Consider the following 22168-nt stretch of genomic DNA (forward strand, 5'->3'; position numbering starts at 1 on the left):
TGATGAACGATAACGACAAGCCCGGTCCCGATGCGAACGGCAACAATTGGGTGAAGAGCCTGGTGATCTGGCTCGGTATCCTGGTGGCGCTCGCGCTGCTGGTGACGCTGGTCAACGAAAAGGGTGGCCAGACGACGGGCAAGACCCTGTCCTACACGTCGTTCCTCAACCAGGTGCAGGCCGGCGGGATCAACCGCGTCGAGATTGCGGGCACCGTCGCGACCGGCACGTTGAAGGACGGCAGCACGTTCCGCACCAACCTGCCGACCGTCGCCGACCCGCAAATGTACCCGCAGCTGAAGGCCGGCAATGTCGACGTCGTCGTCAAGCCCGAGGAAAGCCCGTCGATCTGGCAATATCTGATCGTCCAGTCGCTGCCGTTCATCCTGATGCTGGCGATCGCGTTCTTCGTGCTGCGCCAGATGCAGAAATCGAGTGGGTCGGGCGCGATGGGCTTCGGCAAGAGCCGCGCGAAGATGCTGACCGAGAAGCACGGCAAGGTGACGTTCGACGACGTCGCCGGCATCGACGAGGCGCGCGAGGAATTGCAGGAGATCGTCGAGTTCCTGAAGGACCCCTCGAAATTCGCGCGGCTGGGCGGCAAGATCCCGAAGGGCGCGCTGCTGGTCGGCTCGCCCGGCACCGGCAAGACGCTGCTCGCACGCGCGATCGCGGGCGAGGCCGGCGTGCCGTTCTTCACCATCTCCGGCTCGGACTTCGTCGAGATGTTCGTCGGCGTCGGCGCCAGCCGCGTGCGCGACATGTTCGAACAGGCCAAGAAGTCGGCGCCGTGCATCGTCTTCATCGACGAGATCGACGCGGTCGGCCGTCATCGCGGCGCCGGGCTCGGCAACGGTAACGACGAGCGCGAGCAGACGCTCAACCAGTTGCTGGTCGAGATGGACGGGTTCGAGGCGAACGAAGGCATCATCATCATCGCCGCGACCAACCGCCCCGACGTGCTCGACCCTGCGCTGCTGCGGCCGGGCCGCTTCGACCGCCAGGTCGTGGTGCCGCGTCCGGATATCGAGGGCCGCATTAAGATCCTGCAGGTCCATATGAAGAAGGTGCCGCTGGCGCCCGATGTCGACGCGCGCACGATCGCGCGCGGCACGCCGGGCTTCTCCGGCGCCGATTTGTCGAACCTGGTCAACGAGGCCGCGCTGATGGCCGCGCGCAAGGGCAAGCGCCTGGTCGCCGCCGCCGAGTTCGAGGAAGCCAAGGACAAGGTCATGATGGGCGCCGAGCGGCGTTCGATGGTGATGACCGACGACGAGAAGCGGATGACCGCCTATCACGAGGCCGGCCACGCGATCGTCAGCGTCCACGAGCCCGCCAGCGACCCGATCCACAAGGCGACGATCATCCCGCGCGGCCGCGCGCTGGGCATGGTGATGCGCCTGCCCGAACGCGATTCGTACAGCTATCACCGCGACAAGATGTACGCGAACCTGGCCGTCGCGATGGGCGGCCGCGTCGCCGAGGAAGTGATCTTCGGCTACGACAAGGTGTCGAGCGGCGCGTCGGGCGACATCCAGATGGCGACGGGCCTGGCCCGCGACATGGTCACCAAATGGGGCATGTCGGACAAGGTCGGTCCGGTCGAATACGCGCAGCCCGAGGGCGAATCGTTCCTGGGCTATTCGTCGTCGCAGCCGGCGCGCATGTCGAACAAGACCGCCGAGCTGATCGACAGCGAGATCAAGTCGATCGTCGAGGGTGGTCTCAAGCGTGCGCGCGACGTGCTCAAGGAGCATCTCGACCAGCTCCACCTGCTGGCCGGTGCGCTGCTCGAATACGAGACGCTGTCGGGCGAGGAGATCAAGAAGCTGCTCGACGACGGCGATATCGGCCGCCCCGACCCGGGCGCGTCGGTGTCGGTGATCCCGGCGAGCGGATCCTCGATCCCGAAGACGCGGCGCCCCAAGGGACCGTTCGGCAACCCGGCGCCCGCCGGCGCCTGACCGGTTCGGCCAAACGGTCGTTCGAACACCGAAAGGCCCTCGCCTCGCGGCGGGGGCCTTTTGCTATTCCATCAATCCCATGCCGAGTAGCAGCGCGGCGAAGAGGGTCAGCGTGATCGCGCTGAACACCAGCAGCGCGACCGTCCGCCACAGCGCCGACCACCAGCGCAACCCGTACGCACCGCGCAGTTGCGCGAACAGGTGGACCGGCGGCGCGAACGCGATCGCGAGGCCGTAGAGCCAGCCCGGCACCCCGATCCGCATCCCGAGGGTCACCGCCGTCACCAGCAGCATCATGAACGCCAGCGAATAGGTCACGAAGATCGCGTGATCGTACATCGTGAACCGCCGCCGCCACAGGAACAGCAGCGCCACGAACGGCACCGAGAGCGGGATCAGCGCCCAGCTATATTTGTACGCCGACGCCTGCAGCTTGTAGAGCGCAAGGTCGGGATTGCGGTTCGCCTTCCTGATGCCCTCGTCGAGCGCCGGCCAGCCGGTGTCGATCGCGTCGACCGCCGCGTCGCGCTTCGTCTCGGCCGCCGGGCCGCCCGCCAGGGCCGCGACCTCGGTGCGTGCCGCGCGCAGGCCGGTCAGCGTCACCTTGTAGCCGGTGATGTCGTCGCGCGTATCGGCGTCGCCCTTGCCGCTGGCCAGCCGTGCCTGCGCCCGCGCGAGCTTCGCCTGCGTCGCCCCGATCTCGCCATCGATCCGCGCTAGCTTCTCCGCCTTGGTCGCGGGACCGCGATCCAGGTCGAACTCGCTCCCGCCCAGCGAATGCAACGCCGCGAACATCAGGAAAACGACGAACAGGAACAACGCGAGCGGCGACACGAACCGCGCCCGCTCACCGTCGACATAGCGGCGCGTCAGGCTGCCCGGATGCGCGACCAGCATCGGCACCGTCCGCCAGATCTTGCCTTCGAAATGGAAGACGCCATGGAGCAGATCGTGGCCGATCGAGCCCAACGTCTTGTGGACATGCCCGTTCTGGCCGCAGGCATGGCAGAACTCGCCGATCAGCGCGGTCCCGCAATTGAGGCAGATGCCGTGCGCGTCCCCATGCCCGTCCTCGCCCGCGCGCGGTTCGACCGCTCGACCCAGCAACGCGCCGGTCGCGATGTCGCCGGCCGCTTCCATTCCCCCGCTCATGGGCCATGCGATAGCATCGCGGCACGCGGCATGATACCGGGTGCGCGATGGACATGATCGTCGATGTCGAGCTCGATGCCGCCGCCCTGGTCGCAGCGCTCGTGACGCGGGCGCGCGGCGCGGCGCGGCGGCTGGCGGCGGTGTCGACGGCCGACAAGGCGCGGGGCCTCGCGGCAATGGCGCAGGCGATCCGCGACGCGGCGCCCGATATCCTGGCCGCCAACGCGATCGACATGGCGAATGCGCGCGCCGCCGGGCTGTCGCCGGCGATGCTCGACCGGCTCGAACTGACGCCGGCGCGGATCGCTGCCACCGCCGATGGCGTCGCAGCGATCGCGGCGCTGCCCGATCCGGTCGGCCAGATCATCGACACCGCGACCCGGCCCAACGGGCTCGAATTGTCGCGCGTCCGCGTGCCGATCGGGGTGATCGGCATCATCTACGAAAGCCGCCCCAACGTCACCGCCGACGCCGCCGCCTTGTGCGTCGGCGCCGGCAACGCCGTCATCCTGCGCGGCGGCAGCGAGGCGATCGCCAGCAACCGCGCGATCCACGCCGCGCTGGAGGCGGGACTGGAGGCGGCCGGCTTGCCCGCCGATGCGGTGCTGCTGGTCGGCGTGACCGATCGCGCAGCGGTCGGCGCGATGCTGGGTAGTGCGGGCGGGATCGACATGATCGTCCCGCGCGGCGGCAAGAGCCTGGTCGCCCGCGTCCAGGCCGAAGCGCGGGTGCCGGTGCTCGCGCACCTCGACGGCAACAACCATGTCTATGTCCACGCCTCGGCCGATCCGGCGATGGCGGAAGCGATCGCGGTCAATGCGAAGATGCGGCGGACCGGCGTGTGCGGCGCGATGGAGACGCTGCTGATCGACAAGCATTTCCCCGCCGCCGGCCAGTTGGTCCAAAAGCTCCAAGCGGCGGGCTGCGCGGTGCGCGGCGACGCATTGGTCGCGGGGCTCGTCCCCGGCGTGACGCTGGCCGAACCGGACGATTGGGATACCGAATATCTCGACGCGGTGGTCAGCGTCGCGCTGGTCGACGGCCTCGACGCGGCGCTGTCGCACATCGCCCGCCACGGTTCGCACCACACCGACGCCATCATCGCCGAGGATGCCGCCGCCGCCGAACGCTTCCTCGCCGATGTCGACAGCGCGATCGTCCTGTGGAATGCCTCCACCCAATTCGCCGACGGCGGCGAGTTCGGCCTGGGCGCCGAGATCGGCATCGCCACCGGCCGCCTTCACGCCCGCGGCCCGGTCGCGCTGGAGGGTCTGACGACGTACAAATGGGTCGGACGGGGGAGCGGGCAGGTGCGACCTTGACGCTCGTCATCGAATGTATACATTCGATGACATGAGCAAGACAGCCGTCATCACCGCGCGTCTGGACGAAGATACGTTGGCGCTCGTCGATCGTATCGCCGCGGCGCAAGGGCGCAGCCGGTCGTGGTTCGCCGCAGAGGCGATCCGCCGCGTCGCGGAGACCGAAGCCGATTTCATGGCTTTTATCCAGGCCGGGATCGATTCGGCCGATCGCGGCGAGTTGACGCCGCACGACGAAGTCTTCGCCAACTTGCGTGAGCGCAGGCGCCGTCGCGCCGCATGACCGATGTCACATGGTCTGACGAAGCGATCGCCGATCTCGAGGCGATCGACGACTATTGGATGTCCTACAGCGAAGAGCGCGCGGAGCAGATCGCCGAACGGATCGAACGCGCGGCCGCGTTCCTGGCGACGATGCCGCATGCCGGACCGGCCATCCGTCGCGCCGATGCCCGCAAGTGGCGCGTCACCCAGACGATGTACATCCTGATCTACCGCGTCCTCGACCAACAGATCGATATCCTCCGCATCCATCACGGGCGCGAGGATTGGCAGGTCGAGCCCTGATGCGCATCGGGCTGCTCGGCGGGTCGTTCAATCCGGCGCATTCGGGGCATCGCGCGATCAGTCTGGCGGCGATCGCGGCGCTGGGGCTGGACGAGGTGTGGTGGCTGGTCTCCCCCGGCAATCCGCTCAAGGACCAGGCGACCGACATGGCGCCGTTCGCGGTGCGCTTTGCCTCGGCGCGGGCGATGGCGGGGCATGCGCCGATCCGCGTCTCGGCGATCGAACAGCGGCTAGGCACGCGCTACACCGTCGATACCCTCGCCAAGTTGCAGCTTCTATACCGACAGCATGACTTCATCTGGCTGATGGGCGAGGACAATCTGGTGTCGTTCAGCCGCTGGAAGGGGTGGCGGCGGATCGCGCGATCGATCCCGATTGCGGTGATCGCGCGGCCGGGTTATGATAGTGCTGCCCGGGCGGTGCCCGCCATGGGTTGGTTGCGGCGGTTCTTTCGGCCGGCGCACCAGGCGAAGAATTGGACGACGTGGAGATTGCCGGCCCTCGTGCTGTTGCGGTTTCGCCCTGATCCGACCTCTGCCACGCGGCTGCGCGCCGCCGATCCCGGCTGGCAACGCCGTTATCTGCGCCGTCCAGCCGATCCACCCGCAACCTAGGAACCCTCTTGGCCTCTTCTCCCACTGCGTACCGTTCATCCGACCCGGAAGGGGCGGAAGCGCTGCACCGGCTCGTCATGGCCAGCCTGGACGACGACCAGGCGGTCGACACGATCTCGATCCCGCTCGCCGGCAAGTCGTCGATCGCCGATCACATGGTGATCGCGAGCGGTCGCTCGACGCGTCAGGTCGCCTCGATGGCGCAGAAGCTCGCCGAGCGGATCAAGGCCGAGACCGGCCGCCCGGTCCGGATCGAGGGCCTGCCGACGGCCGACTGGGTGCTGATCGACGCGGGCGACGTGATCGTCCACCTGTTCCGGCCGGAGGTGCGGAGTTTCTACAACCTCGAGCGGATGTGGGCGTTCGGTGATGGCGGTGAGGGCGCGGTCCCACCGCGCCACACCGACGAGCCCGGCCGACAGATCGCGTAGCGCATCGGTTCGACGGCGCGGCTTTGCCGCGGCGGGCCGATGCTGCACCAGCCATGCTCCTCCACATCGTCGCTCGCGGGAAGATCGGCCGCTCCGCCGAAGCCGAGCTGGTCGACCGCTACCTCAAACGCGTGACCTGGCCGACGCGGATCACCGAATTGCCTGACACGGGCGGCAGGATGCCGGCGCGCGAGCCGCAGACGCGGATCGTGATGCTCGACGAAACCGGGGAGACGCCGGGATCGGTCGCCTTCGCCGATCGGCTGGGCAAATGGCGCGACGACGGCGTGCGCGAGACGCGATTCCTGATCGGTGCCGCCGACGGCTTTTCCGCCACCGACCGGGCCGAGGCCGATTACCTGCTGTCGTTTGGCCGCCTCACCTGGCCGCACATGCTGGCGCGCGCGATGCTGGCCGAGCAATTGTGGCGCGCGACCGCGATCCTTGCCAACCACCCGTATCACCGCGAAGGATAGCGGGCGATGCGATACGCGCTGATCCCCGCCGCCCTCGCGCCGTTCGCGCTCGCGATACTGGCCGGGCAGGGCAATGCGCAGACCGACCTTGCTGACCAGCGCCAGCGGCTGGTCGCGGCGCGCGCGCAATCGGCCGCCGCCGCCCAGCGTGCCGCGCAACTCGACACCGCCGCCGCCAACGAACGCGACGCCGCCGCCAGGGCGCAGGCGCAGGAGCGGGCGATCGCGGCGCGGATCGACCAGGCGCAGGCCGACATCGCCGCCGCGGTCGCGCGGATCGCGCTGGTCGATCGCCTGCTCGCCGACCAGCAGACGTCGCTGGCGCAGCGGCGCGGGCCGATCACGCGGCTGGTCGCGGCCTTGTGCTCGCTGGCGCAACGCCCGACCGCGGTCGCGGTGATGCAGCCGGGGTCGATCGCCGATCTGGTCCATGTCCGCGCGGTGCTGGCGAGCACGATCCCGCTGATCCAGGCGCGCACCGCGGGCCTGCGCTCCGCGCTCGACCGCAGCCGCCGGCTGCGCGGCGACGCCGTGCTCGCGGCGCAGAGCCTGGGCGACGGTCGCCGCCGGCTGGAGGACAATCGCGTCGCGCTGGCGCGGCTGGAGGCGCAGCATCGCCAGCGCTCGCAGGACCTGAGCCGTACCGCGCTCGCCGAAAGCGACCGCGCGATCGGGCTGGGCGAACAGGCGCGCGACCTGGTCGACCAGATGCAAGTGTCGCACGACGGCGCCGCGACCGCGCGCGCGCTGGCCGCCCTGCCCGGACCGAGCCTCCGTCCGGGCGATGCCGCCGCCGTCGCCCTGCCGTGGGCGACGGCCTCCGCGCCGTGGCGGCTGCCGGTCGACGGGCGCCTGGTCACCGGGTTCGGCGAAGTGTCGGACAGCGGGGTCAGTTCGCGCGGGCTGACCTTCGCCGTCGCCCGCAATGCCGTGGTCGTCGCGCCGAGCGCCGGCCGCGTCGTCTTTGCCGGGCCGTTCCGCGGCTATGGCAATGTCGTCATCCTCGACCATGGCGGCGGCTGGACGACGTTGCTCTCCGGCCTGGGCGCCGTGTCGGTCGGCGTCGGCCAGTCGATCGCGCAAGGCGCCGCGATCGGCACCGCTCCCGCCGGCGACGCCCCCCGCATCACCGCCGAGCTTCGCCGCAAGGGTCGAGCGGTGGACCCTGTCGCGCTGACCGGCTAGAACGCGCGGCGACTGCTTATTCGGATCGGACCCCCTGCCCCCATGTCCCGTGCTTTTTCCTGGCTTCAGGCGACCGCCATCGCCGGCGCGATCGCGCTGGTTCCCGCCGCGACCTCGGCGGTCGCCGCGTCGGACAGCGACACCTATCGCGAGCTCGACACCTTCATGGAGGTGTTCAACCAGGTGAAGGCCAATTACGTCGACAAGGTTGACGACAAGAAGCTGATCCGCGGCGCGATCGACGGCATGCTGGCGAGCCTGGACCCGCATTCGAGCTACATGGACGCGCTCGACTTCCAGAACATGAAGATCCTGACCGACGGCAATTACGGCGGCCTTGGCCTGTCGGTCACGATGCAGGACGGCGCGGTCAAGGTGATCGCGCCGCAGGAGGATACCCCGGCCTATCGCGCGGGGATCAAGTCGGGCGACTACATTACCCATATCGACGGCAAATTGCTGTTCGGCGGCAGCCTGGACGAGGCAGTGACGGCGATGCGCGGCAAGCCCGGCACCAAGATCGCACTGACCATCATCCGCCCCGGTCGCGACAAGCCGATCGACGTGACGCTGACACGCGAGGTGATCGTCCAGCGCCCGGTCAAATGGGAAGTGCGCGACGGTGTCGGCTATATCAACATCAACACCTTCTCGGAGAATACCGGCGCCGACACGCGGGGCGCGATCGCCGGGATCAAGGCGAAGCTGGGCCACGATCCGCTCGGCTACGTGGTCGACCTGCGCGACAATGGCGGCGGCCTGCTGAGCCAGGCGATCGAGGTCAGCGACGCGTTCCTGTCGTCGGGCGAGATCGTCAGCCAGCGCGGGCGCGAGAAGACCGATATCGAGCGTTATTACGCCAAGCCCGGCGATCTCGCCGATGGCTTGCCGGTGATCGTGCTGACCAATGCCGGCACCGCGTCGGCGTCGGAGATCGTCGCCGGCGCGTTGCAGGACCACCACCGCGCGCTCATCATGGGTGAGCGGTCGTTCGGCAAGGGATCGGTGCAGACGCTGCTCCAGCTCGGTCCCGACACCGCGCTGCGCCTGACCACCGCGCGCTACTACACGCCCTCGGGCCGGTCGGTGCAGGAAGGGGGCATCCGCCCCGACATCGCGGTGCCGCAGATTTCCGACCCCGATTACAAGTCGCGGCCGGTGTTCCGCGAATCCGACCTGCGCAAGCATCTGGTCAACGAGGTCAAGGCCGACAACGCGATCCTGGAAGAGGATACCAAGACCGACCCGCGCTTCGCCGCGACGCCGGACGAGCTGAAGAAGCGCGGGATCACCGACTTCCAGCTCTATTACGCGCTACAGACGATCGGGCGGCTGGCGAAGACGCCGACGACCGCACCGGCGGCCGCGGGACGTAAGTAGGATGGGCAACGTCGCCAAGGCGCGCGCGCTGGCGCTGGCAATCCCCGCGGCGTTGCTGGCCGGCGCCTGGGGTTTCCAGCTGATCGGCCACCTCTATCCGTGCGAGATGTGCCATTGGCAGCGCTGGCCGCATTATACCGCGCTGGTGCTCGCACTGCTGGCGTTCGTGCGCGGCGCGCCGCAGCGGCTGCTGGTCGCGCTCGCCGCCGTCGCGATCCTGGTCAGCGGGGCGATCGGCATCGCGCATGCCGGGGTCGAATATCATTGGTGGCAGGGCTTCACCGCCTGCACCCAGACGGTTCGCGGCACGCTGACGATCGACGATCTGATGAAGGCGCCGATCGTGCGCTGCGACGCGCCGCAATGGACGTTCCACGGCATCTCGCTTGCGGGGTTCAACGCGATCCTGTCGATCGTCGGCGGCCTTGCCGTGCTGACGCTGCTGCTGCGGCGGAACCGGCGGGCATGAGCCGCTGGCGTCCCGGCGATCCGCGGCCGGCGACGGCGTCGATGATCCGCGTCGACCAGGCGGGCGAATATGGCGCGACGCGCATCTATGCCGGGCAGCTCGCGGTATTGGGCGACCGCAGCCCCGCCGCGCGCGAGATCGCCGGGATGGCGCGGCAGGAGGAACGCCATCGCGCGTTCTTCGACACGCTGATCGCCGAGCGCGGCGTGCGGCCGACCCTGCTCCAGCCGTTCTGGAACGTCGCCGGCTTCGCGCTCGGCGCAGTCACGGCGGCGATCGGTCCGAAGGCGGCGATGGCCTGCACCGCCGCGGTCGAGACCGAGATCGACCGGCATTATTCAGAGCAGCTTCAGCAACTGGGCGATAGCGATCCGACGTTGCGCGACGCGATCGCCGAGTTCCAGGCCGAGGAGCTGGAGCATCGCGATACCGCGCTGGCGCATGGGGCGGAGGGCGCGCCGGCCTATCCGCTGCTGTCGGCGGCGATCCGGCTGGGGTGCCGTGTCGCCATCGCGACGGCGAAGCGAGTGTAGCGTGCAAGGAGCGACGAGGATGGCGAAGTCGAGGATCATCACCGCCGGTGTGCTGGCCGCATCGCTCGCGCTGCCCGCCGCCGCGCAGACGGTGCAGGGGCCGGGCATCACCCTGCCGGCCAAGCCGCGCAGCGCCGGCCCCGTGTCCAAGAACGCGCCGATCAACGGCGTGCTGGTGCTGTACGGCAACGAACGCTGCCCGACCGACGCCGAAGGCAACGAAGTCGTCGTCTGCACCCGCCGCGACGCCGCCGAGCAGTATCGCGTGCCCAAGGACCTGCGCGAGTTCAAGGTGACGCCGCAGAACCAGTCCTGGGCGTTGCGCGCGCAAAGCTCGCTCGACACCGGCGCGTCGGGGACCGGATCGTGCAGCGCGATCGGCCCGGGCGGCGGCATCGGCTGTTCCAACCGCCAGTTCCGCGAAGCCAAGCAGTTCAACAAGGATCGCAAGGAAGCGGAAGCGCAGGGCCAGTAACCGCCCGCACGGCGCTTTCGCCGCGCGGCGAAACGCGATACGCCTCCCGGATCAGCCACGGGGAGATCGATGGCCAGCCTGTTCGCGAAGAAGCCGGTCAAGTCGATCGCGCCCGACGGTTACGAGCGTTTCCTGGCGATCGCCGCCGGCGCGCTGCTGCTCGTCGTGATCGTCGCGCTGGCCAAGGGGCAGGCGCAATGGCGCATCGTCCCGCCGCTGGTGTGGGCGCACCTGTCGACGATCACCGTCGCGCTGGTCCTGACACCGTATATGCTGTGGCAACCGCGCGGCACGAAGATTCACCGGCAACTCGGCAAGGTGTGGGTCGTCGCGATGATCGCGACCGCAGCGATCAGCCTGTTCGTCCACCATAGCAGCACGCAGCGGTTCAGCGTCATCCACCTGCTGTCGCTGTTCACCCTGGTGATGGCGCCACGCGTCTGGCTGACCGCGCGCCGCCACAACGTCGCCGGGCACCGCGCGACCGTGCGCGGGCTGGTGACGGGCGCGCTGGTCGTCGCCGGCTATTTCACGTTGCTCGAGACGCGGATGCTGGGGTCCTGGCTGTTCCGGTGATCGCGCGCCATCCGCGACTGGCGCTGTTCGCGCTCGTCTGGCTGTCGTGCACGTGGTTCGGGTCGTGGGCGTTCAACCCCAACAATGCGACGCGGCTGTTCGCGGCGATGGCGCTGGTCGAGCGGCACCAGGCGACGATCGACGATTATGCCAGGCTGACCATCGACCAGGCGCGGTTCGACGGCCATGTCTATCTCGACAAGGCGCCGGGAATGACGTTGCTCGCGCTGCCCGCGGTCGCGATCGCCGACCGGTTGCTTCCGCCGCGACCGCCGATACCCGACACGGTCTATGACGCCCCGTTCGAGGCCTATCTGACCGTCCGGCTGCGGCTGGCGGTGGCGATGGTCAGCGCGGTGATCGCGGCGCTGGCGGCGGTCGCGCTGTACGACCTCGCGTGGCGGACGACGAGCAGCGCGAGCGGCGCGCTGTTCGCGAGCATCGGCTTCGCGCTCGGCACGCCGGTCTGGGGATGGTCGACGACGTTGTTCGGGCACGCCCCGGTCGCCGGGCTGTTCGTGATCGCGACCTGGGCGCTGTGGCGCGCGGGCGAGGAACGGCCGGCACGGTTCGCCGCGCTTGGCGGGGCCGCGCTCGGGCTGGCGGCGCTGATCGAGTTGCAGGCGGTGCTGGCGGGCGCGGTCATCGCATTATGGGGCGTGTGGCGGCTGCGGCGCGGACCGCGCGCGATCGGCGCGATGGTGCTGGCCGGCGGTGCGACGTTGCTGATCCCGCTCGCGAGTTACAACCTGGTCGCGTTCGGTACGCCGTTCCGCCTGGGCTATCAGGGCGTGACCGGATTTCCCGGCATGCACGAAGGGCTGTTCGGGCTGACGGCGCCGAAACCGGTCGTGATCGCCAAGATCCTTGTCGGCCTGCGTCGCGGGCTGGTGTGGGTGGCGCCGATCCTGCTGCTCGCGGTGCCCGGATTATGCCTGTTTCCCCGGCGGATGCGCGGGCTCGGCGTCATGGCGGCGGCGACCGCGATCGTCGTGCTGCTGGTCAATGCGGCGTACGTCTATTGGGACGGCGGCCATTCGACCGGACCCCGGCATGCGGTCCCGGCGATCGGGATGCTGGCGATCGGACTGGCGCCGCTCTGGGCGCGCCTGCGTCAGCATTGGGCGCGTGCGGCGGCGGTCGCGCTGCTCGGTGTATCGGTGGCGATCAACCTGGCGATCGCCGCCGCCAACGTGACCACGCCCGATACGTATCGCTTCCCGCTGTGGGACCCGATCCTCACGGTCGACTGGCCGAACGGCGCCTTGCGCACGCTGCCGAGCGATTTCCTCGGGTGGAGCCCCGTCGCCGGGGTCGCGCTCTACCTCGCGCTCGCGCTGCCGCTCGGCATCCTGCTCTTGGCGAACGAGCGGCGAGCGCATAGGGTCGCGCCCGCTACGTGACTGGCGAGACCGTGGGCCACCACAAGGAAGCGTAGCCGCGAGACGCCGTTCGCCTGGGCATTCTTTCGTCGAGAGGAGTCCCTGTCATGGCCAGCCTGCCCCCCGTCAGCGTCGCGTTCCTGCTGTTCCCCAACGTCACGCAACTCGATCTGACCGGCCCGGCGCAAGTGCTGTCGCGGCTCGGCAACGTGACGCTCGATCTGGTGTGGCGGTCGCGCGATCCGGTGATGACCGACGCCGGCTTCGCGATCCAGCCGACCGCGACCTTCGCCGAAGTGACGCGCGCCGACATCCTGTGCGTGCCGGGCGGGTTCGGGATCAACGACGTGATCGCCGACGACGCGGCGATGGACTGGATCCAGCGGATCGCGGCGGACGCGACCTGGATCACCAGCGTGTGCACGGGATCGCTGGTGCTGGGTGCGGCGGGGCTGCTGCGCGGCTATCGCGCCGGGTGCCACTGGGGGCAGCGCGAGATGCTGAGCCTGTTCGGGGCCGAGCCGGTCGATCAGCGAATCGTGGTCGATCGCAACCGCGTGACCGGCGGCGGGGTGACGGCGGGGATCGATTTCGCGCTGAAGCTGATGGCGCTGATCCGCGGCGAAACGTTTGCGAAGGCGGTGCAGCTCAGCCTGGAATACGACCCCGCGCCGCCGTTCGACGCCGGATCGCCGGCCAAAGCCGGGCCGGAGCTGGTCGAAACCTATCGCCGCCGCGTCGCGCAACTGGCGCCGACGCGCGACGACGACCTGCGCGCGCTGGCGATCAGGCGCGGGTTTTCCTGAGCCCGCGCACGCGGTGCCAGATGTAGAAGGCGACCGCGGCGACCAGCACCACCGCGATCACCACGTCGGCCGAATGGAACGCCGCCTTCAACCGCGGATCGTGGTCCCACGCCTTGCCCAGCTTCATGCCGACCCAGGCCAGCCCGAAACACCACGGCCACGATCCGACGAAGGTGTAGACATGGAACGGCACCAGCCGCATCCGCGCGACCCCGGCCGGGAAGGCGATGAAGCTGCGGATCACCGGTAGCAACCGCCCGATCAGCACCGCGATCGAGCCGTAGCGCGCGAAGAAGCGATCGGCCGCGTCGAGCTCGCCCGGCCCGATCAGCACGTAGCGTCCCCAGCGTTCGGCGACCGGCCGGCCGCCGCGCTTGCCGACCTCGTACCCGACGATCGACCCCAGATTGCAGCCGATCGCCCCGGCGGTCGCGACCAAGAGCAGGTTGAGCTGGCCGGTCGAGACGAGATAGCCGGAGAACGGCATGATGATCTCCGACGGCAGCGGGATGCACGCGCTCTCGATCGCCATTAGCAGCACGATGCCGAGATAGCCGCCGCTGGAAATCACCGCGATGATGATGCCGGCGAGCCAGCCGAGAATGCGTTCGATCATTCCCGCGCGATGGCCGATGCGACCGGACGGGTCAATCGACCCGCGCCGCCGCCATCCGCACGTCCTCGACGAACCGCGCATATTCCTCACGCCTGGCCGTTTCGTCGGGCAGGCGCAGCAGGTAGCTCGGGTGGACGGTGATCCACGCTTCGCCGGCACCATCGGGCAATTCCAGCGCGCGACCGCGCTCGCGGCTGATCGTCACCGTGCGGCCGAACAGCGATCGCGCGGCGGTCGCGCCCAGCGCCACGGTGACCTGCGGCTTGATGATCGCCTGTTCCTGCTCGATCCACCAGCGGCAGGCGGTGATCTCGCCGGCGTCCGGCTTGGCATGGATGCGGCGCTTGCCGCGCAGCTCGTACTTGAAGTGCTTGACCGCGTTGGTGACGTAGACGCGCGCACGGTCGACTCCCGCTTCGGCCAGCGCGCGGTCGAACATCTGGCCGGCGGGGCCGACGAACGGGTGTCCGGCCAGATCCTCCTGATCCCCCGGCTGCTCGCCGACGAACATCAGCCGCGCATCGACTGGCCCTTCGCCGAACACGGTCTGCGTCGCGTGGCGGTAGAGGTGGCAGCGGGTGCACGCCATCGCCTCGTCGCGCAGGGCCTCCCACGCCGCCGCGATATTGCCGCCGATCTTGGCCTTGGCGGTCGCCACCATCACACTCTCCCGCGCTTGCGCATTCGCGATCAGCTGCGGCACCAACGCGGTTTCCGGCATGTTTTTCCAATATTTACGCGGCATTTCCTTCAGCATCGCGCCGACCTTGACGCGCGCCGGGTTGAAGATCGACGCGTAATAGGTCTTCCACACCGCCTCGACCGGATCGCCGTCGGGCGCATCCGCCTTGGTCGCGCCCGGCCCTTCGCTGAGCCGCTTGCCGTCCCAGTGAATCGCGATCTCCGGCGTCAGGATCGACCAGCGCATCGTCGCGAAGCGGTTGACGAAGAACGCGGCGTTGGCGCGGACGATGTGGTGCTCGGGCTCGAACCAGGCGACGTATTGGTTGGCGGCACCGGCCCGCTCTCCCACCCGACCTCCCACGGCAGCATCATATGGGAGGTCGGGTGGGGGAGCGGGCTGGTGCGGCACTTCGCGAAAACGCACGAACGCGCGCATCTTGTGGATGTCGCGGCGGACTTCCTTGGCGAGTTTCTCGATCCGGCGGACGAGCGGATCGGCCTGGTCCTCGAGCAGCTTCGGCTGGTCGCGTAACCGCACCAGCAACGTGTGCAGCAACGCGAACCGCTCGCGATCGCGGTGGAGCAGGGCATTGCGCGCGAGGTCGATGAACGGTCGCGGCACCGAAAACGCGCCCGCCGCCGGCGTGGTCGACTCGGCTTGACCGGCGAAGAGGTCGCCGGCCACGTCGCCGACCTGCCACACGACCTGGTCGGGCGGGACATGATCGAGCACCAACCCGCGCACCGCATCGCGCCACCCGTCGAAATCGTCCTCCGCGTCGAGCGTTACGACGCGCAAGCCTATTCCTTTTCCTCGGCTTCGGGCGGGTTTTCCCTGGCCAGTTCGAGTTCCTCCGGCTTGCGCTCGGCATAGACCTCGCCCAGCCGCTCCTCGGTCGCGGCGTCGAGCTCCTTCGCCGCGGCGGGGAACATCTCGTCCTCCTCCTCGTCGATATGGTGCTCGTAGCGGCGGCGCATGTGGTGGAAATTCTCCTCCCACTCGTCCGACGCGAAATCCATCGCCAGCATCTTGCCGATGACGTCGTCGACCTCCTTGTGCTCGCTGACCGAATGCCGCGCGTCATCGCGCAGTTCGGGGTTGGCGAGCATCGTCGCGTAGAGCGATTCCTCCTCGGCGGCGGCATGGCTTTCCATTTCGAGCCGGAACCTCTCGAACAACGCCTGCCGCTTCTTGGTGTCGCCGCGCAGCTCGCCGAGATCCTTCAGCATCGCGCGCTGCTTGTCGTGGTCGGCCTTCAGACGATCGTAGATGTCGGCGCTTGCCATCGCTGTCTCCTTCGCCCCGGCCAACCGGCGAGGACCGGGCCGGGTTTCACCTGCGAGTCGTTTTCACGCGAACAGCTCCATCTGCTCGACCCTGGGCGCGACCAGCGGCTTGAGGTCGAGCGTGTCGGCGAGTGCGACCGGGCGCCAGTCGCTGGCGACGATGAACGGCCGCATCTTGGCGATCGACACGGTCAGCCGCCCGACATCGGCCAGCGCCAGCCGCCGCCACCGCCGCGCCGTCAGGATGCGCGCCACCGCCCGCGTGCCGAGCCCGGGCACCCGCAACAGCATCTCGCGCGGGGCGCGATTGACGTCGACCGGGAAGGTCGCGCGATGCTTGAGCGCCCAGGCGAGCTTGGGATCGATGTCGAGCGGCATCATGCCGGTATCGTCGGCCGCCGCCGCCACTTCCTGCGGGCTGTAGTCGTAGAAGCGCATCAGCCAGTCGGACTGGTACAGCCGATGCTCGCGCATCAGCGGCGGACGCTTGAGCGGCAGGACGGCGCTGGCGTCGGGGATCGGCGAGAAGGCCGAATAATAGACCCGCCGCAGCCCGAACTTGCCGTACAGCCCCGCCGCGCGACCGACGATGTCGCGATCGGTCGCGGCGTCGGCGCCGACGATCATCTGGGTCGTTTGCCCGGCCGGCGCAAAGCGCGGCGCCGATTTGTAGCGCTTCTTCGCGTCGCGCGTGTCGAGGATATCGGCCTTGGTCGCGGCCATCGCGCCTTCGATCCGCGTCTCGGACTTTTCCGGTGCGAGCCGCTTCAGCCCCGTCGCGGTCGGCAGCTCGACATTGATCGACACGCGGTCGGCGTACAGCCCGGCCCGGTGGACCAGTTCGGGATCGGCGTCGGGGATCGTCTTGAGGTGGATATAACCGCGGAAATCGTGATCCTCGCGCAAGCTGCGCGCGACCTCGACGATCTGCTCCATCGTGTAATTGGACGAGGCGATGATCCCCGACGAGAGGAACAGCCCCTCGATATAATTGCGCCGGTAGAAAGCGAGCGTCAGCTGGACGACTTCCTCGACCGTGAACCGCGCGCGACGAACGTTCGAGCTCTTGCGGTTGATGCAATAATGGCAATCGAACACGCAGCTATTGGTCAGCAGGATCTTGAGCAGCGAGATGCAGCGGCCGTCGGGCGCATAGGCATGACAGATGCCCATCCCCTGATCGGTCGAGCCGATTCCCTTGCCCCCGCGCGAATCGCGCTTGACCGATCCTGACGACGCGCACGACGCGTCGTACTTGGCGGCGTCGGCGAGGATTTCGAGCTTCTGGCGCGTATCGAGCTGGGCCATGCGTTCGATATATGTTCCAACTCAATGAAAGTCACTGATGGAGATCAAGTTGCCGGCGCGGCCAGCCGCCGCGTCACCGGCCGCGCGATCGCCAACACCGCGAGCCCGCCGACGATCGCGATCGCGGCATCGATGGTCCAGAACCGGACCGGGCTCATCTGGTCGTAGAAGCTGCCGACCCAGCCCATGATGACGCTGCCGAGGAAGAACGACAGGAACACGCCGCCCATCAAAGTCGCCTTGACCTGGCGCGGAGCGGCCTGGCTGACCAGCGCCAGCAGCACCGGCCAGTAATAGAGGAACGCGACGCCCATCCCGAAAAAGCCGGCCAGCGCCCAGCCGACATGGACCTCGCCCGGACCGGCGATCAGCGTGCCGGCGACGAACAGCAGCGCGGACAGGCCGGTCAGTACGCTGCCGATACCGATCTTGACGATATCCGACGGCTCGCGCCCGCGCCGGGCCTGCCACGCCCACAGCGCGACCAGCGGCGGCACCGCGACGATCGAGGCGAAGGCGTCGACCGAATTGAACCACGACGGCGGCACCGGCCCCAGCGCGACATGCTGGTCGATCCACAGCACGCCGATCCCCCAGATCATCGGATAGGCGATGTTGGGGAACAACGTCATCGCCGCGACCAGGATCAGCAGCACCGCGCGCCGCCGCTCGTCGCCGGTCATCGGCGGCAACGCCTCGGTCGCCTCGCGCACGCGGTCGTCCGGCAGGTGCCGCTGCCCGATCAGGTAGATGACGAGCGCGAGCAGCATCAGCCCGGCCGCCGCGCCGAACCCGACATGCCAGCCGTACAGCGCCGCCAGCCCGCCGCAGGTCAGCGGCCCCAGCACCGCGCCGACATTGATGCCCGCCGAAAAGATCGTGTAGCCCTGCGTCCGCCGCGATTCCGCCGCCGCCGGGTACAGGTCGCCGACCTGCGTGGAGATGTTGCCCTTCAGGCACCCCGACCCCGCGATCAGCAGCAGCAGCGCGACCAGGAACGACGCGTCGAACGCCATCGCCAGATGCCCGCCGCACATCAGCAGCGCGCCGAGCACGACCGTCGCCTTCGTCCCCAGCCAGCGATCGGCGATCCACCCGCCCAGGATCGGGGTGAAATAGACCAGCCCGCCATACCAGCCGTAGATCAGCGAGGCGAAGGCGACGTCGCTGATCGGCCCGTGCCACGCGAACAGCGACCGCAGCGCCGCCAGGCCCAGCACGTGCTCGACATGCCCGGACGTCAGCAATTGCTGCACCATGTACAGCGTCAGCAGCGAGGTCATGCCGTAATAGCTGAACCGCTCCCACGTCTCGGTGAAGGCCAGATAGGCGAGGCCGCGCGGGTGCCCGAAAAAGGCGGTGTCGGCGGCGGGGTTTGGCTCTGTCATCGCGTAACAGCGTGCCGCAAGGTTATCGACTGGACAAGCGCCGCGGCAAAGCCGCGTCGTCGGTCGGCGCGATGGCGCCGACGGCCGGGCGCGCCTCGACCTCCGATCCAGCTGGCGCCAGATCGTTCGGCGGCGCGCTTCACTCCGCCGCCAGCAGGCTCTCCGCGCCGCCGAGATCGACCGACACCAGCCGGCTGACCCCGCGCTCGACCATCGTCACGCCGAACAGGCGGTGCATCCGGCTCATCGTGACGGCGTTGTGGGTGACGATCAGGTAGCGCGTCCGCGTCTCGCGCGTCATCGCGTCGAGCAGGTCGCAGAACCGTTCGATATTGGCGTCGTCGAGCGGCGCGTCGACTTCGTCCAGCACGCAGATCGGCGCGGGATTGGTCAGGAACAGCCCGAAAATCAAAGCGACCGCGGTCAGCGCCTGCTCCCCGCCCGACAGCAACGTCAGCGATTGCAGCTTCTTGCCCGGCGGCTGCGCCATGATCTCCAGCCCGGCCTCCAGCGGATCGTCCGAATCGATCAGCGCCAGATGCGCCTCGCCGCCGTTGAACAGGGTGGTGAACAATCGCCGGAAATGCCCGTCGACCGCCTCGAACGCGGCGAGCAGCCGCTGCCGCCCCTCGCGGTTGAGCGTGCCGATCGACCCGCGCAGCTGCGCGACCGCCTGGCCGAGTTCGTCGCGCTCGGTCGCGGCATCGATCCGCGCGGCGTCGAGCTCGGCGAGTTCGGTTTCGGCGACCAGGTTGACCGGCCCCAGCCGCTCGCGATCGACCAGCAACTTGTCGTGTTGGACCGATTCGGCTTGCGGATCGCCGACCGTGTCGGTGGCGAAGCCGACGCGCTCGCCGAGCAGGGGCGGCGGGCACTGGAAGCGTTCGCCCGCCAGGCGGTTCATCTCGATCCGGCGAAGGTCCTGGTTCTCGGCACGCGCCGCCGCCCCGGCCCGCGCCTCGCGCGCGAGCGACAGCGCTTCGGCGGCGAGCCGGCCGGCCTCGTCCATTGTGCGGACGCGGGCGATGGCGGCGGCTTCGGCCTCGGCGGCGGCCTCGGCGGCGGCGCGGCGGTCGGCCTGGCCGGCCTCTCCCTCGGCGATCGCGGCGGCGAGTTCGGCGGGACGAGCGGCGGCGGCATCGACCTCGCCCGACAAGTGCGCCTCGCGCTTCGCCATGTCGGCGATTCGCTTGGCGGCTTCCCCGGCGCGCGCGCGCCAGCCCTTGGCTTCGGCATCGGCGGCGGCGAGCCGTTCGCGGTCGGCGGCGATGGCGCGATCGACCGCCGCGCGATCGGCGCGTGCGGTGGCCGCGCCCGCGCGGCGCGCCTCCGCCTCGGCCTGGAGCCGGGCGACCACATCGCGCGTCGCGGCGCCATCGGGCAGCGCGGCGCGATTGGCCTCGGCACGGGCGAGTTCGGCCGCCGCTTCCTCGACCTCGGCGGTCACGCGGTGGCGGCGCGTGTCGAGATCGGCGCGCTGCGCCGCGATCCGTTCGAGCTGGGCGGCCGCGCGATCCTCGGCCCGGCTCGCGTCGCGCGCGGCGGTGTCGGCCCGGTCGAGCGCGGTCCGTGCCGCCTGCGCCTGCGCTCGCGCGGCGGCGATCCGCGCCTCCGCCTCGCCCAGTTCGCCGGCGGCGCGATCGACCGCCGCCTGCGCCGCCGGGCGCGCGTCGTTCAGCTCCGCGAGGCGATTGATCCGTTCCAGCCGCTCCGCCGCCGCCGCGCCGCTCGCCTTGGCGACATACCCGTCCCAGCGCCGCAGCACGCCGGCGCGGGTCACCAGCCGCTGCCCGACTGCCAGCGCGCGCCCGTCGTCGCTGTCCGCCACCAGCACCTGCGCCAGCCGCCGCGCCAGCGCCGCCGGCGCCGCGACATGGTCGCCGAGCCGGTCGAGTCCGCCCGCCGTCGGGTCGTCCGGCAGCGGCTCGGCCCCCGCCCAACAGCGATCGGCCGCGGCGTCCAGCCCGGTTTCGAGATCGTCGCCCAGCGCCGCCGCCAGCGCGCGCTCATAGCCCGGCGCCGCGCGGACATGGTCGAGCAGGCGGTCGCGCGATGCCGGCCGCGTCGCCTTCTCCAGCGCGGCCAGTTCGCTGTCGATCGCGACCAGTTCCGCGCGGGCCGCCGCCCGCGCCGCCTCCGCCGTGTCGCGGACCTCCTGCGCCGCGCGCTCGTCGGCATCGGCGGCGGTGCGCGCCGTCCGCGCCGCCTCGGCCGCGGCCAGCGCGTCGGCGCGTGCCTGCACCGCCGCCGCCCGCTCCACCTGCAACGGCGCGGCGTCGCCGATCCGCGCGACCTCCGCCGCCAGCGCCGCCTGGTCGCGCAAGGCGCGCTCGTGCCGCGTCCGCGCCGCCGCCGCCGCCGCTTCCGCCACGCGGACATCGGCGAGTTCGGCCGCCTGCCGGCTCATCGCCTGCGCCAGCGCGACGTCGGCATCGCGCGCGGCCCGTTCCGCCTCGGCCAGCGTCGCGTCGAGCGCGGGGAGCCGCGCCGCGCCCGCCGCCGCCCGCCCGCGCAACGCCGTCGCCTCGGCCTCCAGCCGCGCCAGCGCTTCGGCGGCATCGACCGCGAGCGCGCCCTCCCGCGCGCGATCCTCGCCGATCCGCGCCAGTTGCTGGGCCAGTTCGCCGATCCGCCGTTCCGCCGCCTGATGCTCGGCGCGCAGCCCCGCGAGCCGGTGCGCCGCCTCCGACGCCGCCTCGCGCGCCGCCATCGCGCTGCTCCGCGCATCGCCGAGCACGTCGGCCGCCGCCGTCTGATGCGCCGCCGCCGCGCGCTGCACCTCGGCCGCCTCGGCGACCTTCGCTTCGCACGCCGCCGCCTCGGCCTTCGCCACCTCGGCCGCGGCCGACGCGTCGCGCCAGCGGGCGAAGATCATCCGCCCCTCGGCGATGCGGATCTGCTCGCTCAGCGTGCGGTAGCGTTCGGCCTGCCGCGCCTGCCGCCGCAATGCGTTGGCGCGCGTTTCCTGATCGGCTATGATCTCGTCGAGCCGCGCGAGATTGGCCTCGGTCGCGCGCAGTTTCTGCTCGGCGTCCTTGCGGCGGACGTGCAGCCCGGCGATCCCGGCCGCTTCCTCCAGCATGGCGCGGCGCTCGGCCGGCTTAGCGGAGATGACCGCAGCGATCTTGCCCTGGCTGACCAGCGCGGGCGAGTGCGCGCCGGTCGCGGCGTCGGCGAACAGCAGGGCGACATCCTTCGCACGCACGTCGCGCCCGTCGATGCGATACGCGCTGCCGGCGCCGCGCTCGATCCGGCGCACCACTTCGGTTTCGGTCCCGTCGATCTCGGCGAGGATCGACACTTCGGCGAAGTCGCGCGCGGGCCGGCGGTCGGAGCCGGCGAAGATGACGTCGTCCATCCCGGCGCCGCGCAGCGACCGCGCGCTGGTTTCGCCCATCGTCCAGCGCAGCGCCTCGAGCAGGTTCGACTTGCCGCAGCCGTTGGGGCCGACGACCCCGGTCAGCCCGGGCTCGATGCGCAGGTCGGCCGGGTCGACGAAGCTCTTGAACCCCGACAGCCGCAGCCGCTTGATCTGCATCGCCGCGCCCCGGCG

At 70.0% G+C, this 22168-nt stretch carries 22 protein-coding genes and 1 riboswitch; of the genes, 15 read left to right on the forward strand and 7 right to left on the reverse strand.

Going from position 1 to position 22168, the window contains the following annotated elements:
* The first annotated feature begins 2 nt into the window (after window positions 1-2).
* On the forward strand, window positions 3-1964 hold the full coding sequence (gene ftsH, locus J0I47_RS12280) for an ATP-dependent zinc metalloprotease FtsH (RefSeq protein WP_294047271.1): 1962 nt from the start codon (window positions 3-5) through the stop codon (window positions 1962-1964).
* 63 nt (window positions 1965-2027) lie between these two features.
* Here ftsH and J0I47_RS12285 read toward each other — a convergent pair whose 3' ends face one another.
* On the reverse strand, window positions 2028-3116 hold the full coding sequence (locus J0I47_RS12285; protein WP_294047272.1) for a DUF3667 domain-containing protein: 1089 nt from the start codon (window positions 3114-3116) through the stop codon (window positions 2028-2030).
* Window positions 3117-3169: 53 nt separating this feature from the next.
* On the opposite strand from J0I47_RS12285, the gene J0I47_RS12290 reads away from it, so the two are divergent.
* From J0I47_RS12290 to J0I47_RS12355, 14 genes are all read left to right on the forward strand, one after another.
* Complete coding sequence (locus J0I47_RS12290) at window positions 3170-4438, forward strand: glutamate-5-semialdehyde dehydrogenase (protein ID WP_294047533.1); 1269 nt, start codon at window positions 3170-3172, stop codon at window positions 4436-4438.
* Between the two features lie 31 nt (window positions 4439-4469).
* Window positions 4470-4721: a ribbon-helix-helix protein, CopG family gene (locus J0I47_RS12295; protein ID WP_294047273.1), complete on the forward strand. Its 252-nt coding sequence runs from the start codon at window positions 4470-4472 to the stop codon at window positions 4719-4721.
* Window positions 4718-5005: a type II toxin-antitoxin system RelE/ParE family toxin gene (locus tag J0I47_RS12300; RefSeq protein ID WP_294047274.1), complete on the forward strand. Its 288-nt coding sequence runs from the start codon at window positions 4718-4720 to the stop codon at window positions 5003-5005. Before J0I47_RS12295 ends, J0I47_RS12300 begins: the two co-directional genes overlap by 4 nt.
* Window positions 5005-5619 (forward strand): nicotinate-nucleotide adenylyltransferase, encoded by a 615-nt coding sequence (locus J0I47_RS12305; protein WP_294047275.1) that lies wholly within the window; start codon window positions 5005-5007, stop codon window positions 5617-5619. Before J0I47_RS12300 ends, J0I47_RS12305 begins: the two co-directional genes overlap by 1 nt.
* A 77-nt stretch (window positions 5620-5696) precedes the next feature.
* Window positions 5697-6050: a ribosome silencing factor gene (gene rsfS / locus J0I47_RS12310; RefSeq protein ID WP_294047276.1), complete on the forward strand. Its 354-nt coding sequence runs from the start codon at window positions 5697-5699 to the stop codon at window positions 6048-6050.
* 53 nt (window positions 6051-6103) lie between these two features.
* Entirely contained in the window at window positions 6104-6526 is a 423-nt protein-coding gene (locus tag J0I47_RS12315; RefSeq protein WP_294047277.1) for a 23S rRNA (pseudouridine(1915)-N(3))-methyltransferase RlmH, read from the forward strand.
* 6 nt (window positions 6527-6532) lie between these two features.
* A complete protein-coding gene (locus J0I47_RS12320) occupies window positions 6533-7711 on the forward strand; it encodes a peptidoglycan DD-metalloendopeptidase family protein (RefSeq protein WP_294047278.1) in 1179 nt (392 codons plus the stop codon).
* A 42-nt stretch (window positions 7712-7753) separates the two neighbouring features.
* Window positions 7754-9091, forward strand: a complete 1338-nt coding sequence (locus tag J0I47_RS12325; protein ID WP_294047279.1) for a S41 family peptidase — start codon at window positions 7754-7756, stop codon at window positions 9089-9091.
* 1 nt (window position 9092) lies between these two features.
* Window positions 9093-9560, forward strand: coding sequence for a disulfide bond formation protein B (locus J0I47_RS12330; RefSeq protein ID WP_294047280.1), 468 nt, complete (start codon window positions 9093-9095; stop codon window positions 9558-9560).
* Window positions 9557-10093, forward strand: a complete 537-nt coding sequence (locus tag J0I47_RS12335) for a demethoxyubiquinone hydroxylase family protein (RefSeq protein WP_294047281.1) — start codon at window positions 9557-9559, stop codon at window positions 10091-10093. Before J0I47_RS12330 ends, J0I47_RS12335 begins: the two co-directional genes overlap by 4 nt.
* A gap of 19 nt (window positions 10094-10112) precedes the next feature.
* Window positions 10113-10568 carry a hypothetical protein gene (locus tag J0I47_RS12340; protein ID WP_294047282.1) on the forward strand — a complete coding sequence of 152 codons (456 nt, stop codon included), beginning with the start codon at window positions 10113-10115 and terminating at the stop codon, window positions 10566-10568.
* Between the two features lie 69 nt (window positions 10569-10637).
* Window positions 10638-11144: a DUF2306 domain-containing protein gene (locus J0I47_RS12345; protein ID WP_294047283.1), complete on the forward strand. Its 507-nt coding sequence runs from the start codon at window positions 10638-10640 to the stop codon at window positions 11142-11144.
* The gene (locus J0I47_RS12350; RefSeq protein ID WP_294047284.1) at window positions 11141-12547 is read left to right on the forward strand and encodes a hypothetical protein; all 1407 of its coding nucleotides are present in this window, start codon (window positions 11141-11143) and stop codon (window positions 12545-12547) included. The genes J0I47_RS12345 and J0I47_RS12350 overlap by 4 nt, the downstream gene beginning before the upstream one ends.
* Window positions 12534-12613: riboswitch (ZMP/ZTP riboswitch) on the forward strand. Its footprint overlaps the gene before it by 14 nt.
* 20 nt (window positions 12614-12633) lie before the next feature.
* Entirely contained in the window at window positions 12634-13332 is a 699-nt protein-coding gene (locus tag J0I47_RS12355; protein WP_294047285.1) for a DJ-1/PfpI family protein, read from the forward strand.
* On the opposite strand, the gene J0I47_RS12360 is transcribed toward J0I47_RS12355, so the two are convergent.
* The 6 genes from J0I47_RS12360 to smc all read right to left on the reverse strand — a co-directional run bounded on the left by J0I47_RS12360 (window position 13313) and on the right by smc (window position 22153).
* Window positions 13313-13948 carry a DedA family protein gene (locus J0I47_RS12360; RefSeq protein ID WP_294047286.1) on the reverse strand — a complete coding sequence of 212 codons (636 nt, stop codon included), beginning with the start codon at window positions 13946-13948 and terminating at the stop codon, window positions 13313-13315. The two genes, J0I47_RS12355 and J0I47_RS12360, sit on opposite strands and share 20 nt — an antisense overlap.
* 31 nt (window positions 13949-13979) lie before the next feature.
* Window positions 13980-15431, reverse strand: a complete 1452-nt coding sequence (locus tag J0I47_RS12365) for a UdgX family uracil-DNA binding protein (RefSeq protein WP_294047287.1) — start codon at window positions 15429-15431, stop codon at window positions 13980-13982.
* Window positions 15432-15433: 2 nt separating this feature from the next.
* Window positions 15434-15919, reverse strand: a complete 486-nt coding sequence (locus J0I47_RS12370) for a hemerythrin domain-containing protein (protein WP_294047288.1) — start codon at window positions 15917-15919, stop codon at window positions 15434-15436.
* A gap of 63 nt (window positions 15920-15982) precedes the next feature.
* Window positions 15983-17227, reverse strand: a complete 1245-nt coding sequence (locus J0I47_RS12375) for a putative DNA modification/repair radical SAM protein (RefSeq protein WP_294047289.1) — start codon at window positions 17225-17227, stop codon at window positions 15983-15985.
* Window positions 17228-17271: 44 nt separating this feature from the next.
* Entirely contained in the window at window positions 17272-18615 is a 1344-nt protein-coding gene (locus tag J0I47_RS12380) for a peptide MFS transporter (RefSeq protein ID WP_294047290.1), read from the reverse strand.
* 139 nt (window positions 18616-18754) lie between these two features.
* On the reverse strand, window positions 18755-22153 hold the full coding sequence (gene smc, locus J0I47_RS12385) for a chromosome segregation protein SMC (protein WP_294047291.1): 3399 nt from the start codon (window positions 22151-22153) through the stop codon (window positions 18755-18757).
* Window positions 22154-22168: the final 15 nt, after the last annotated feature.

The organism is Sphingomonas sp. (genome assembly GCF_017304635.1).
GTDB lineage: Bacteria > Pseudomonadota > Alphaproteobacteria > Sphingomonadales > Sphingomonadaceae > Sphingomonas.